This is a genomic window from Chryseobacterium sp. JUb7 (assembly GCF_024806495.1).
In the GTDB taxonomy this organism is placed as follows: domain Bacteria; phylum Bacteroidota; class Bacteroidia; order Flavobacteriales; family Weeksellaceae; genus Chryseobacterium.
The window spans coordinates 181,991-195,195 of sequence record NZ_JANUFF010000006.1 but is presented as its reverse complement, the minus strand read 5'-3'; the positions used below and the strand labels follow the sequence as shown (position 1 = coordinate 195,195).

Below are 13,205 nucleotides of genomic sequence, written 5' to 3'. Positions count from 1 at the left end.
AAAATCACAAACAAGTTTTTTAGGTAAAAATAAGCGATGAACAAATATTCATCTGTAGGATTGTTATTCTCTTTTTTACAAATTTTTAATCAGATTCCATTATTAACATTTAAAAATAAGATCATTATGAAAGCATCAGTAATCAATCAAAATTCGGAAAACGAAACATTAATCCGCGAATTATACCGTATAGCAGAAATTCAGGATGCCAAAGCATTTGTAGAATTATTTGCAGAAGACGGTTATTTCTGGGATGTTTCTGCAGGAACCAAGTATTATGGCGAAGATATCGGTAAAACAGTAGAGGTATATGCAACAGCTTTTCCGGATATGCACCGGGAACTATATGACATTTATGTTTTGGAGGATGAAAATACGGTTGTGGTAGAACTTTCTCTGAATGGAACCCATAAGGGACATCTTCAGCTTTCTTCAGGAACGATAGAGCCGACAGGGAAAACAATTCAAGTACCGTGTTGTGATGTCTTTAAGATCGAGAACGGGAAAGTAAAATCTTTTCACTGTTACAGCGCCGGAACTATTTTAATGGGGCAATTAGGATTATTTTAATTTTAAAAACCGGAGTGAATGATATGTTTTGTTCACTCCCGTTTAATCAAGCTTTTTTTAATATTATGAAAAATATAACCGATCTTCTTCAATGGCGATATGCGACCAAAAGAATGACAGGAAAAAAAATCCCTTCTGAAAAAATCAATAAAATTTTGGAAGCAGCTCACCTGGCTCCTTCGGGCATTGGATTACAGCCTTATGAAATTATCGTTATCAGCAATCCTGAGCTCAAAAAGAAAATATTGCCCATTGCAATGAATCAGCCGCAAATTGTAGAATCATCCCATCTTTTGGTTTTTGCAGCTTGGGACGAATATACCAAGGAAAGAATCGACCACGTTTTTGATCACCTTATTTTAAAACAAGATAAAAAAACGGATTCTTATGCTAAACAACGAAGTTTTGCCAAGACATTCTTTGGGAATATGAGTATTGAAGAAAACTTTCATCACGCAGCAAAGCAGGCGAATATCGCATTAGGTTTAGCAATTGTTGCAGCGGCTTCCGAAGGTATAGACTCGACGCCGATGGAAGGCTTTGATCCGATAGCACTCGACGAATTTTTGAAACTTTCATCCAAAGGGTTAAGGAGTTCTATGTTGCTGGCATTAGGATACAGAGATCAGAAAAACGACTGGAATCTTACGCTCGAAAAGGTACGTAAGCCATTTGAGGAATTTGTTACTTTTCTTTAATAATCGGATTAATTTTAGATGTAATAAAGTACTCAATGACTGTATTTTCTTAAGTGTGTTGATTGTCAGTTTGTTAGTTTAGAATTTATTGTTGGCGAATTTAACATTTACCCCGCCATTTTATCAAACTGCTGTTTGTTTTTAGTTTACATTGATGTCATCATACAAGTTGTCAACTACTTTTTCTAAAATTTTTCCTGTTTCATTAAAACTGGTGTTTGTCAATATGGAAATTCCTATATTTTGTTTCGGATAAATCACAAACCAATTCTGCATTCCGTAGATACCTCCGTGATGTCTGTACATTAATTGATGATCATTTTCTATGATGTACCAATGATAGCCTTCCCAAAAATCAGTACCTTCTTTATGTAATTTTTTATGAGATTCGGTTACAATAAGATTTGAATTGTCAAGTTGCAATTTCATATATTTTACCAAATCTGGAGCCGTTGAGTGTAATCCTGAAATTCCACCCCATAAAGTTCTGTTGAAGTTAGGCATTAACTCGTTTTTATCGTTGTAACCTTTTACCAATCTTGTTTTATCATTTTCATTGAGTGTAAACTTCGTTTGATCCATTGTATTGGGTTTCAAAATGAAATCAATAACCAGTTCCTCAAAAGATTTTTGGTACACTTTTTCAAGGATATAGGCTGTCAGCTCTGGAGCAGTGTTTGAATAGGAATAGACTTCTCCGGGTTTCGTTTCAATTTTAATGAGTTTTAATCCTTCAAAAAAAGCCTTTTTATTTTCGCTTTTTAAAGGCATATTAGGAAATCCACTGGTATGGGTGATGAGGTGTTTGATTGTTATGGGTTCTCCTTTAAATTCTAAATTCGGATAAGGCTCGTTTAGATAGATTCTAATATCATCATCTAACTTGAGCTTTTTATCAAGTACGGCTTTAGCAGCTACATAACCTGTAAAAGTTTTAGTGACAGAAGCCAGTTCATACAATGTAGAATCGTTGGGTTTGTTCCCTTTTCCAATCGTTAATTCTCCAAAATGTTTTATGGTCGATTTTCCATCTTTAAGTACGGCAATGGAAACAGAATGAAATCTCTTATCCTCTAATAACTGCAATGCATTTTTCGTAATCGCATTCTCTATATTTTGTGTATTGATTTGCTGTTTACTTTTACACCCAACTAAGACAAAAAATAAAATAATGGTTAAATATTTCATGGGAATGATTTTATAGCTTAATTGAATATATTAATCTAATGTTTTAAGGATTGTATTTTGAAATTTTTCAGATTCATCTTTATGAATTTGATGCCCTGAATTTTCAAATAAAAATAAATCTTTCTTGGGTGCTTTTACCTGCTCGTAATACCTTTTTGTAATGGAAGTTAACGTTTGAATATCATTTTTACCAACAAAAAAGTAAACGGGACAGTCGACTTTTTTAAAAGTTTTTGGCAAATCAATTTTCATCACTTCGTTCCATGCAGGAGACCAGGTTTTTGACCATTGAAGAAAGCCTTTTTTGAAATCATCAGAGGTTACATATTTCTTACCATCTTTGTAAAAAAGCCACTTTCTCAAGTAAAACATAGATTCGTCATTGGTAAAAGGAAAATGTACTTTTGATAATTCTTCCGTAGCAACAGGATTATCTTTAAAATGAATTTTTAATGTTGTAAGCAATTCTTTCTCACTTGCTAACTGACTGATTACCGGATTTACGGCAAAATAAGCGTGTAATAATTCGGAATGATTCTTAACAATATAAAAGCCCAATGCATTTCCCCAAGAACTGCCTAATAAATAAAGCTTTTTCTGATGGAGTTTCTTGAGCAGGAAATTAATAACTTCATGCGTATCCTTTCCCATGAGTTCTACTGACGGCTGGATGGGCGAAGGATTTAATTCCAACGTTTTTCCGGCATCTCTCTGATCCCATTGAACAATCGTAAATTTATTTTTTAAAATATGGGTAAAAGAATCCGCGTTTTTCATCATTGAGCTTCCCGGCCCGCCCGATAAAAATAGGAGAATAGGTTTATTGGTATCATCCGTTTTAATTTCTATGACTTGTTTTATTCCGCCAATTTCGGTGGTTAAAATAGTGTCAATTTTTACGGGATTTAATTGTGCTAAACAAAATATTGATAATAATGTTAGGATAAAAAGACTTACTTTTTTCATGATGTCTAAGTTTTTATTTGACTTTAAATAGGCTGGTACAAATATGCTGTAGAAAGTTTTGAGAAAAGTCCATATAAAAAAAGTCGGACTCATTTTAATCAATAAAATGAGTCCGATTATCTTCAATACAAAGTTCGAGTATTTGCAGTTGATTGATTATTAGTTATTTCTGAATGCTGTTGGCGTTTGGTTGGTATATTTTTTAAATGAGGTATGAAACGAAGATTTTGAATTAAACCCCACTTCATATAAAATTTCCAAGACCGTTAGTTCTTTTTTTGTGGGATCTTTTAGAATGGTCATTGCTTTTTTAACGCGGTATTCATTCACGAAATCAAAAAAGTGCTGATTGATGTGATGATTAATTAAAACAGACAAATCACGAACCGGAATTTTCACCTGATCTGCCAATTCCTGAATCGTTAATGATGGTTCTAAAAAAGGCTCTTTCTCAACCATAAATTTTTTAAGCTGCTCGATTTGACGACTTTTTGCGTCGTCGGTTTTATGTTCAGTTTCCAGCGTTTCAGCAAAATCTTTTGTCGGCTGTAAGGTGGAATCAATTCTGCGAAAAAGTTCAGGATAGTTTAATGCCTTTAATATAAACCAACAGGCCGTCAGTAAAAACACCGTTCCCGCCACAATATTCAGCCAGATAAACAGATCTCTATGCTGTGTATATCTTACAATGTTTTTTAAAATAATACATAAATGGATGAATAAGAAAGTTGCTGTAAGCTGAGATAACCATTTGTATAATAGCGTGTTTGGATTGGTGTAATTTTCAAGATAAATCTTTTTATATTTTTTAAGTATCATAAATACGCCGATGATATAAAAGAAATATTGCAGCTCCCCGATGAGTTGATACAAAAACATTTCAGGGGAGTTCCACAGATGTTTGAAAAAATATTCTTTAGCAGGGCCTTCTGCCAGATAAAGTCTAGGAATTAAAATTAAATTGGCAACAATGAAAGGGATGAGGTGCAGTAAATGCTTTCTTTTTAAGGTAAAATCTGAATAACAAACGGCATTCACGTACAGATAGAAAAGAGGCATTACCAATAAATAAGCAGATATTTTGAACGTTTTCAGATTATAGCTATCCACAAAAAGATGCATAAAAAGTCCGCTGATATCAATGGCATTGATGATAAGAAACGCTGCAAATAACCTGTTTTCCAGTTTTCTTTCCGTTTTTACCGTTAATAAAAATACGGCAAGCAGCAGCGATACAAAAACAGCAATCGCAGCAATAACTTCCAGAAAATTCAGTTTGTCCATTAGTTTTTTTGTAAAAATAGGATATAAGTGATAAAGAAAAATGGTTGTTTTTGAAGTTTTTTTCTCATGAATACAATCACAACAACGTTTAGTACATCTTACATTTAATAGATCTTCCTAAGAAAAAGTGTATGATCATTAAATTTGTCTACTAAATAAGATTATATCTTATTTTGAGACCTTTTTTTATTTGGGTAATTCAGCTTTTATAATAATACCGAAAGTTGCAAAAGTTAAAATAAATTTTAATATATTATTTACATATCGATAATTATCGATATATTTGCCATGTGGATTTAAAACAGGCAATAGAAATAGGGAAGTGTTTATCTAACGGTACTCGTTTGGAGATCTTGGAATGGCTAAAACAACCGGAGGCAAACTTTCCTCCCAATACAACTAATATTCCTAATTCTGAAGGTGTTTGCTTGAGCTTTATATATGAGAAAGCGGGTTTGTCTCAATCTACTATTTCAAACTACTTAAACGGTATGGTAAGATGTGGCCTTTTAGAACTTAAAAGATTGGGCAAATGGACCTATTTTAAAAGAAATCAGAAAACAATCGATGAATATCTCGATTTTATAAAATAAAAAAATTTAAATAAACATATCGACAATTACAAATATGTAATATAATGGATGCGTTTGGCAAATGATGACTCTATCAAAGATTAACATAAATAATAATCAGTAATAATTAAACAATTAAATAGTAATGGACAACCGTACAATAGAAAAGCTCTTGATAATCGAAGAAATCAGGAACTTAAGAATTAAATACGCACACGCATTAGATAAAAACGATATTGAAACCGCATCCTTGGTATTCTCCGAAGATGCTATTTGCCAAACGGATAGAGAACCTTGGAATGGAAGAAAGGAAATAAAAGCAGGTCTTGAAAAAGCTTTTAAAGAGTATGATGTCTATAAAAGAGAGCGCTATCCTTTTCTTCATTTGGTCTCAAACCATTTAATAGAACTTAATGATGACGGTTCTGCAAGTGGAAGCTGTTATCTTATAGACAGCGTAACAGGAAGAGAACCTAGCGAAAATCCGTTGTTATTGCTCGGAATCTATCGTGATGAATATAAAAAAATTGATGAACAGTGGTTTATAACAAGCAGTGCATTAGATGTTGTTTGGCCATTCAATGACAAAAAATAATCATTTTAAAATAGCTTACTAAAAATAATTTATGAAATTACTGCAGGGATTTGATTCTGGAGAATTAAAATTGAAAAACCGAGTTGTAATGGCTCCTATGACCAGATGTAGAGCAGATAATCAAGGAAATGTTGCCACAGGCCTTATTGCGGAATATTATGCGCAGCGAGCTTCCGCAGGACTTTTAATTTCTGAAGGTACTTACATTAATGATACGGCTTCGGGTTATATTAATGTTCCTTGTATTTATACAGAGGAGCAAGTAGAAGGTTGGAAAAAAGTAACGAAAGCCGTGCATGAGAAAGGTGGGACAATTTTTGCCCAGTTATGGCACGTGGGAAGACTTACACATCCTGATTTGCTCAACGGAAAAGAAGCAATAGCACCATCGGCAATCAATGGTCATTTTACAGCATACACGAAAGAGGGCTTTAAAGAAACAAAAACACCCCGTGAAATGACAACCGAAGATATTAATGAAGTCATTAATGATTTTAAAAAGGCTGCAGCTAATGCCATAGAAGCCGGTTTTGACGGTGTTGAATTGCATGCGGCTAATGGTTATTTGTTTCATCAGTTTTTTTCTAAATGTTCAAATATCAGGACTGATCATTATGGAGGTTCAATAGAAAATCGTATCAGATTTCTTTTTGAAGTATTGGATGCCATGAGTGATGCTATCGGACAGGAGAAAATAGCAGTGAGAATTGCACCTTCATTAGACCAAACTTTCGGAATTGTATTGGATGATGAATCTGAAGCTCTTTATGATATTTTGGTTGATAGATTTAATGATTACAAATTGGCATATCTTCATATATCAGGATTTACAATGGCCGCAACTTCGGATCCTCTTGCTTTGGTTCTTTCAACAGCAAAACATTTCAGATCTATTTATAAAGGAACATTGATGATCAATAAAGGTTTCAATGCGCAAACTGCTAATAGTGCGATTGAAGATGATATTGCAGATCTTGTATCATTCGGTGAATTGTATATCGGTAATCCTGATTTAGTTGAGCGTTTCGCAAATAATTCGCCATTGAATACTAATAATAGAGAGACCTATTACACAGGAGGAGCAAAGGGATATACAGACTATAAATTTCTGTAATTAATGATTCTCAATATATAACGGAATAATTACATTCAATTAAAAAAAAATGGCGCTACTTGTTTTAAAGTAGCGCCATTCATCTGATGGTGATCAAGATAAACATATATCTTCAAACCTTTAGTTTACTTCTATTGCCTTTTATCATCTATAGATAGTGCCGAAGTATCTAACAGCAGATTTAGATGATTTTCGCAGCTACGACCGGGAAATTTTTCAGAAAAATAATGGCCATCACCAAATACTAAAAGTATGATTTATTTTTTATTGGATAAAAAAGGGCTGATTTTCAAAATCATTTCCTTTGCATTTTGATTGGCTGGTTCTAGCTCTAATGATTTCTGATAATCATCCTTTGATAACTGATATTCTTTTTTATTGAAATAGGCTTCCCCGCGACTGTCATAAACGTTGGCTGATTGAGGAAATTCAGAAACATTAAGGCTGAAAATTTTAATAGCTGAGTCCACATTTCCATCTCTTAGAAATTCATAGCCAAGCTCGTTCAATTCATTTTCGTTGTCAAAATTATAGCCATCTGGTGTATTTTTTTTCAGTTTTTTGTAAAGTTCAATACCTTTATCAATATTTTTTAAGCATTCTTTTCTGATTGTTAATCTAATAGATTCCTTTTGTGGCTCGATAGGATAGTTTTTCCATTGGTTCAAACTGGCAATGCTTAAAAGGATTTCTTCTATCAGCTTAAAATTATTACCGTTAGTCATCACTGCTAAACCGTTTCCATCTTCAATACTTCCAATATAGTAACATACAAATCCTTCATTTCCACCACTATGTCCGAAATATTTTGTGCCTTTGAAATCATTTAGAAATACACCGTAATTATTCTCAATTCTCTTCAAAGACATTTCCTTTGATAAAACTTTATTTGATTTTCCTACTAGTGACAATTGGGTTTCGATGATATATTTTGCCAGATCGTTTGGATTGGTCCATAAACCGGCGGCGGCTTTTTCAGGATAGATATGATATTTTCCTTTTACTTCTTTCCCGTTATTATAAGCTGTTGCAAGTAGTTTTTCTTTATCTGGAGAAGGAGGTTGGTTATAAGAACTTTCATTCATCCCCAAGGGTAAAAGAATATTTTTCAACATGTAATCTTCATACTTTTCACCTGTCGTATTTTCAAGAATTAATTGTGAAATGGTTGTTCCACCGCCAGAATACTGGAATTTAAGATTGGGCTCAAACACAGACCGCACCGCTGAAGAATTGGCTGGTTTTTGTCCATCAAGAATTTGTTTTATTGTAGGTAATTCTGTTCCTTTTTGATAACCTCCGAAACCGTGGACAGACAAACCTGCTTTATGGCTCAACAGATTTGCAATAGAAATCTTTTTCCCTTTTGAAACCGAATCGTATGGAAATTTCCAGGTTTTTAAATAGTTATTAATATCATCATCTAAACCTAATTTTCTTTGCTCAACCAATTGTAAAAGACCAAGACTGTTGATAGATTTGGAGATAGATGCCGCTTGAAACAGTGTTTGGGTAGTTGCTTTTCTGTTTTCAGCAACATCTGCATAACCATAAGCTTTTGCCCATTCTATTTTATAATCTTTTATGACCGCGAAGCTTACCGCATTCATATTGTAGAAAGCCATTCTTTCTTTTAAAGTCCATTTTTTAGTTTTCGATGTATCCCAACTAAGCAGATTATCTTCAAATGTTTGTATTTTATCTTTAACATTTTGTGCAAAAACATGTAATGATAAAGACAGCAGTAGGAGTAGGTTTAGTTTTTTCATATATAAATAATTGATTATCTAATTAATAAGACAATCTGGAGAAAGGTATTGTTACATTTTGGGAGAATTTTACTTCCCCATTTCTTTCTCTATTTTTTCTATCATTTTTTCAGCATTCCCTTTCGTTCCGCCAAGACTGATTGCTTTTTTATAATTATCTAATGCCAAATCGTATTGCTTATTTGTAAGATAAGCTTCCCCTAAACTATCGAAAAGATTAGCATCTTTAGGAAACTCAGTCGTAGCCAATTTAAATATGGTTATAGATTCATTGATTTTTCCGAGTCTTAATAATTCATATCCTAATTTATTAAGCTCACCTGAGTTCTCAAAACTATATTCACTTTTAGAATTTTTTTTGAGTAAATAGTATGTCTCTATCGCTTTATGTATGTTGTCTAGAGCTTCTTTTCTTATCGCTTGATAAACAGATTTTTTCGGAATTTCATAAGCTTTTCCTAACATTAAATTGTGAATAATATGTCCTAAATCCCAAACTCTATTGAGATTGTTTGATACTAAAATTATGGTTATATTATTTTTAAAATCATTTAAAAAGATCGATTCAAATTTATATGAAACTCCATTGTGTCGTTGTAGGTCTTCTTCTTCATAGAATCGACCAAGCGATCCGCCTTCTTCTTTTGCGTATGGATTATTCAACAGAGTTTGAAATGATGCTTTGGAAATTAAACGATTAGAGTTCATAGCTTCAATCCATTTATTGAGATCATTGATATCTATCCAAAGCCAGCCGCTAATAAATTTCAATTCCGGGCATCGGATATTGTCAAAGTCATAACAAGAAGTTCTATTTTTAGAGCCAAATGAGGGATCAAATACTGAATTGGTCATTTTCAAAGGCTTAATTATATTTTTAGTGACAAATTCTTGGTAAGACATTCCGGTGACCTTTTCAATGATCCTTCTTTGTAAAAATACATTTCCATTGTCATATCTGTAATTAGTTCCAGGTTCAAACAGTAAATTATCATTATTTCTCAAAATATTCCATGTATCCGCGTCATTTTCAGGTTTTAATTGTTCGATTGGAGGAATACCACTTGCATAATTAATCAGATGACGTATAGAAACTTTTTCTGACCATTTGGGTAATCCTAAATTAAATTTAGATACCTTGTCGTCAAGATTAAGAAGACCACGTTCAACCAAAATCATGACGGCAACAGCATTAAATTCCTTTGCAATAGAACCAATGTTGAATATTGACGTATTGTTTAAAGATGTTTGTTTTGTTTCATCAGTAAAACCAAATGATTTTTGATAGATGATTTTATTATTTTTAGAAATAAGAATATTTCCGTTGAATAAACCTCTTTGATAAGATTTTGTCATGACGGAGTCAATTTGATCCTTTATATTTTCAAGAGGTACTGTTTGTTTTAATTCAGTTTTAGATTGACTAAAAGCAGAAATTGATAAAAGCACCAAAACTGCAAATAGGAAATTTCTCATAATAGATTCTGATTTTATATTTTGTTGCAAATATGCTTTAAAAACCCTCAGAACGCGACCGAATAAAAAAAATCGAACTCATTTTTGAAAAATAATTTGATTTTACAAAGCTTCTTTTCTAAAATCTGTTGGTGTTTTTCCTGTATATTTTTTGAAAGAAGTATTAAAGGAAGATTTAGAATTAAAACCAACTTGGTACAAGATTTCTAAAACAGTCAGTTCTTTTTGAGAAGAATCTTTAAGAATTTGCATTGCTTTTTCAATTCTATATTCATTTACGAAATCGAAAAAGTGCTTATCCATATAAAGGTTAATCAAAGTAGATAAATCTTTTACAGGGATTTTTACTTGTTCAGATAAATCCTGAATGGTTAAAGATGAATCCAGATGAGGTTCTTTTTCCAACATAAAATCTTTTAAGAATTCAATTTGCTTATTTTTTTCGTCATCTGCCGGAATACTAAGTTTTTGTTTTGGAATAGCTCCTGTAATGGGCCTTAGATCGGAATTCACTCCTCTGAAAAGCTCAGGATTGTTTAATGCAGTAAATAGATACCAGCAAGTACAGAATAAAAATGCAAACCCATCAAGCGTTACAATCCAGGCTCGGATCTCGCCCCAACCAAAAATAAAAGTAACCAGCCATCTTATAAGCACTATAAAATGTAAGAGATAATATAGAATTGTTATTTTATAAAGTGCATTAAGAGTAGAGATATTTGGATTCGTATAATTCTCAAGATAGACGGTTTTAGACTTTCTTATAACCAAAAATGAGGCAATAAAATACACCTGAAATAGAAATTCAAAAAGAAAATAAAAAAATTGCATGATAGACGTTTGATTCATCGCATTGATGAAACTCACTTTTGCAGCTCTATCTTCAAAATATATCCCCGACATTAAATATAAATTGAAAGCAACAAACGGAATGATATGCCATAAATGTTTCGGTTTTAATCGAAAGTTGGAAAAACAAATCGATAGTACATAGAGATAAAAGGATGCTGGAACCAAATAATTGATACTCCAACGAAAAGCCTCAAGGTTGATATAATCCACGGGAAATTCTCGCATCAAAAATTTAATGGCATCAACGGCATTTGTAAAAAGAAAAAAAGCGAGAAGGCAATTGGCAAGTCTATATTTAGTTTTTACAGTCAATAAAAACAACGCAAGAAAAAATACAAGAAAGATTCCAATAAAAGCGGTTATTTCCAAAAAGCTGTATTTATCCATAGTTTTTAATAGAAACACAAATTTAATTCTTACCAAATTAAAATATTTGATGTTTTATCATAATTTTTGTTCAAGAATTTTTTATTTTATTCATAATGTATTCAATAATTATATCTTTCAATACTTTGTTGTTGATTTGATTGATTTTTATTCTAAATAAAGTTTTTACCATTTGGTAAATATGTTCTACTCAATAAACCCGAAATTTGCATCATGGAAGCATTCGTCAACTACATATTACAATTTGGCAACCTGAACAGCCAACAGATTGAGCTGATCCTGAGTAAGGCAGAAAAAATGGAGCTTCACAAAGAGGAATATTTTTCGGAGGCCGGGAAAATCCCTCGTTATGTTGGATTTCTTCTAAAAGGGGTAACCCGATTCTGCTATTACAACAATAAAAGCGAAGAAATTACCCATTCATTTGTGGAGGAAAATAATTTCGTTTCGGATCAGCAAAAATTTGAGATGCAAATGGTTACTTCAGAATATATTCAGGCTATAACAGATTGCGAGTTGCTTGTTTTTTCAAAAAAGCACTGGGACGAGATTGGAAATACCATTGTCGGCTGGAAAGATATAGAGAATCTTATCGTGAAAAACTGTCTGATGAAAACGTTAGAAAGGAGGAGCCCGCTGGTTTCTGAAGATGCTACAACCCGCTATTTATCGTTTATCAATCAATTTCCGGGACTTGTTAATCGTGTTCCGCTTTCGCAGGTAGCCTCTTATCTTGGCATTACCCAACAGTCTCTCAGCAGAATCAGGAAAAATATCCGCTAAATATTGCTTTTTACCAAATGGTAAATGTTTTTTACTTGAGTTGAACAACCTTTGCATCAGTCATTTAAAAAATAAAAAGATGAGCAGAAAAATCGTATTGATTACAGGAACAAATAGTGGTTTTGGTTGGTTGACCGTACACAGCGTTGCAGCATTAGGTCACAAGGTTTACGCCACAATGAGAGATACCGAAGGCAAAAATGCAGATAAAGCACAGGCACTCTCGGCACTTGAAAACGTAACTGTTCTCGATGTCACACTTACAGATGATAAAAGTGTTGAGCAAGCTGTAGAAACTATTATTGCTAAAGAAGATTCTATTGATGTACTCATCAATAACGCAGGATTTTCAATGAATGGTGTGGCGGAAAGCTTTACCATCTCTGATGTGCAGGGCATGTTTGATGTGAATGTATTCGCACCATGGAGATTCATGAAGCAGGTATTGCCGGCTATGCGTAAACAGGAAGATGGATTGATCATTAATGTAACCAGCGGATTTGGAAGGGTTTCGTTTCCTTTCGCAACAGTGTATGCCGCGTCGAAGTTTGGTTTGGAAGGACTAAGCGAAGGACTACATTACGAAGTTAAACGCTTGGGAGTTGATGTTGCCATCCTAGAGCCGGGTGCTTTTCCAACTGAAATGTCACAAAAAACAACGTATGCTTCAGACCAGTCAGTATTTGAAGGGTATGGTGCGATCGCTGAGATTCCTAATAAAATGGTTGCAGCTCTTGGTGAATTGATTCAAACTCATAAAACCAACCCGCAGGATGTCGCTGATGCCATTGTAAAACTGATCACTACCGAAAAAGGAAAAAGACCTCTGAGAACTGTTGTTGATCCGATAACAGGAGAATATATTGATGCCGCAAATCAGGCAGTTGCAGAACAGTTTGCGAAAGGTCTAATCAAGTTTGGGATGGGGGAATTATTAGATTAATGAATATA

13 protein-coding genes are annotated in these 13,205 nt (G+C 33.3%); 7 read left to right on the top strand and 6 right to left on the bottom strand.

What is annotated here, in order from left to right:
* The first annotated feature begins 126 nt into the window (after window positions 1-126).
* Window positions 127-570 (top strand): nuclear transport factor 2 family protein, encoded by a 444-nt coding sequence (locus M2373_RS13205; protein WP_259111487.1) that lies wholly within the window; start codon window positions 127-129, stop codon window positions 568-570.
* A gap of 65 nt (window positions 571-635) precedes the next feature.
* Window positions 636-1,268, top strand: coding sequence for a nitroreductase family protein (locus M2373_RS13200; RefSeq protein WP_259111484.1), 633 nt, complete (start codon window positions 636-638; stop codon window positions 1,266-1,268).
* A gap of 141 nt (window positions 1,269-1,409) precedes the next feature.
* On the opposite strand, the gene M2373_RS13195 is transcribed toward M2373_RS13200, so the two are convergent.
* From M2373_RS13195 to M2373_RS13185, 3 genes are all read right to left on the bottom strand, one after another.
* Complete coding sequence (locus M2373_RS13195; protein ID WP_259111482.1) at window positions 1,410-2,456, bottom strand: serine hydrolase; 1,047 nt, start codon at window positions 2,454-2,456, stop codon at window positions 1,410-1,412.
* A gap of 30 nt (window positions 2,457-2,486) precedes the next feature.
* Entirely contained in the window at window positions 2,487-3,422 is a 936-nt protein-coding gene (locus M2373_RS13190; protein WP_259111480.1) for an alpha/beta fold hydrolase, read from the bottom strand.
* A 159-nt stretch (window positions 3,423-3,581) separates the two neighbouring features.
* Window positions 3,582-4,706, bottom strand: coding sequence for an AraC family transcriptional regulator (locus M2373_RS13185; protein ID WP_259111478.1), 1,125 nt, complete (start codon window positions 4,704-4,706; stop codon window positions 3,582-3,584).
* Between the two features lie 290 nt (window positions 4,707-4,996).
* On the opposite strand from M2373_RS13185, the gene M2373_RS13180 reads away from it, so the two are divergent.
* The 3 genes from M2373_RS13180 to M2373_RS13170 all read left to right on the top strand — a co-directional run bounded on the left by M2373_RS13180 (window position 4,997) and on the right by M2373_RS13170 (window position 6,987).
* Window positions 4,997-5,299: a helix-turn-helix transcriptional regulator gene (locus M2373_RS13180; protein ID WP_259111474.1), complete on the top strand. Its 303-nt coding sequence runs from the start codon at window positions 4,997-4,999 to the stop codon at window positions 5,297-5,299.
* Window positions 5,300-5,423: 124 nt separating this feature from the next.
* Window positions 5,424-5,873, top strand: coding sequence for a nuclear transport factor 2 family protein (locus M2373_RS13175; RefSeq protein WP_259111471.1), 450 nt, complete (start codon window positions 5,424-5,426; stop codon window positions 5,871-5,873).
* A 31-nt stretch (window positions 5,874-5,904) separates the two neighbouring features.
* Window positions 5,905-6,987: an alkene reductase gene (locus tag M2373_RS13170; protein ID WP_259111468.1), complete on the top strand. Its 1,083-nt coding sequence runs from the start codon at window positions 5,905-5,907 to the stop codon at window positions 6,985-6,987.
* Window positions 6,988-7,244: 257 nt separating this feature from the next.
* Here the strand turns inward: M2373_RS13170 and M2373_RS13165 are convergent, their stop codons facing one another.
* From M2373_RS13165 to M2373_RS13155, 3 genes are all read right to left on the bottom strand, one after another.
* The gene (locus M2373_RS13165) at window positions 7,245-8,756 is read right to left on the bottom strand and encodes a serine hydrolase (RefSeq protein WP_259111466.1); all 1,512 of its coding nucleotides are present in this window, start codon (window positions 8,754-8,756) and stop codon (window positions 7,245-7,247) included.
* Between the two features lie 69 nt (window positions 8,757-8,825).
* Complete coding sequence (locus tag M2373_RS13160) at window positions 8,826-10,232, bottom strand: serine hydrolase (RefSeq protein ID WP_259111463.1); 1,407 nt, start codon at window positions 10,230-10,232, stop codon at window positions 8,826-8,828.
* A 102-nt stretch (window positions 10,233-10,334) separates the two neighbouring features.
* Window positions 10,335-11,135: an AraC family transcriptional regulator gene (locus tag M2373_RS13155; RefSeq protein ID WP_259111461.1), complete on the bottom strand. Its 801-nt coding sequence runs from the start codon at window positions 11,133-11,135 to the stop codon at window positions 10,335-10,337.
* Between the two features lie 549 nt (window positions 11,136-11,684).
* Here M2373_RS13155 and M2373_RS13150 point away from each other — a divergent pair.
* Together M2373_RS13150 and M2373_RS13145 are read left to right on the top strand one after the other, a co-directional pair.
* On the top strand, window positions 11,685-12,254 hold the full coding sequence (locus M2373_RS13150; RefSeq protein ID WP_259111458.1) for a Crp/Fnr family transcriptional regulator: 570 nt from the start codon (window positions 11,685-11,687) through the stop codon (window positions 12,252-12,254).
* A 40-nt stretch (window positions 12,255-12,294) separates the two neighbouring features.
* Window positions 12,295-13,197 (top strand): SDR family oxidoreductase, encoded by a 903-nt coding sequence (locus M2373_RS13145; RefSeq protein WP_259111456.1) that lies wholly within the window; start codon window positions 12,295-12,297, stop codon window positions 13,195-13,197.
* The last annotated feature ends 8 nt before the right edge of the window (window positions 13,198-13,205 follow it).

Excerpts from the sequence above, each read along its gene's own strand:
- M2373_RS13160 (WP_259111463.1), bottom strand. The coding sequence starts at position 10,232 with ATGAGAAATTTCCTATTTGCAGTTTTGGTGCTTTTATCAATTTCTGCT.
- M2373_RS13175 (WP_259111471.1), top strand. The coding sequence starts at position 5,424 with ATGGACAACCGTACAATAGAAAAGCTCTTGATAATCGAAGAAATCAGG.
- M2373_RS13195 (WP_259111482.1), bottom strand. The coding sequence starts at position 2,456 with ATGAAATATTTAACCATTATTTTATTTTTTGTCTTAGTTGGGTGTAAA.
- M2373_RS13150 (WP_259111458.1), top strand. The coding sequence starts at position 11,685 with ATGGAAGCATTCGTCAACTACATATTACAATTTGGCAACCTGAACAGC.
- M2373_RS13205 (WP_259111487.1), top strand. The coding sequence starts at position 127 with ATGAAAGCATCAGTAATCAATCAAAATTCGGAAAACGAAACATTAATC.
- M2373_RS13155 (WP_259111461.1), bottom strand. The coding sequence starts at position 11,135 with ATGTCGGGGATATATTTTGAAGATAGAGCTGCAAAAGTGAGTTTCATC.
- M2373_RS13190 (WP_259111480.1), bottom strand. The coding sequence starts at position 3,422 with ATGAAAAAAGTAAGTCTTTTTATCCTAACATTATTATCAATATTTTGT.
- M2373_RS13200 (WP_259111484.1), top strand. The coding sequence starts at position 636 with ATGAAAAATATAACCGATCTTCTTCAATGGCGATATGCGACCAAAAGA.
- M2373_RS13165 (WP_259111466.1), bottom strand. The coding sequence starts at position 8,756 with ATGAAAAAACTAAACCTACTCCTACTGCTGTCTTTATCATTACATGTT.
- M2373_RS13185 (WP_259111478.1), bottom strand. The coding sequence starts at position 4,706 with ATGGACAAACTGAATTTTCTGGAAGTTATTGCTGCGATTGCTGTTTTT.
- M2373_RS13170 (WP_259111468.1), top strand. The coding sequence starts at position 5,905 with ATGAAATTACTGCAGGGATTTGATTCTGGAGAATTAAAATTGAAAAAC.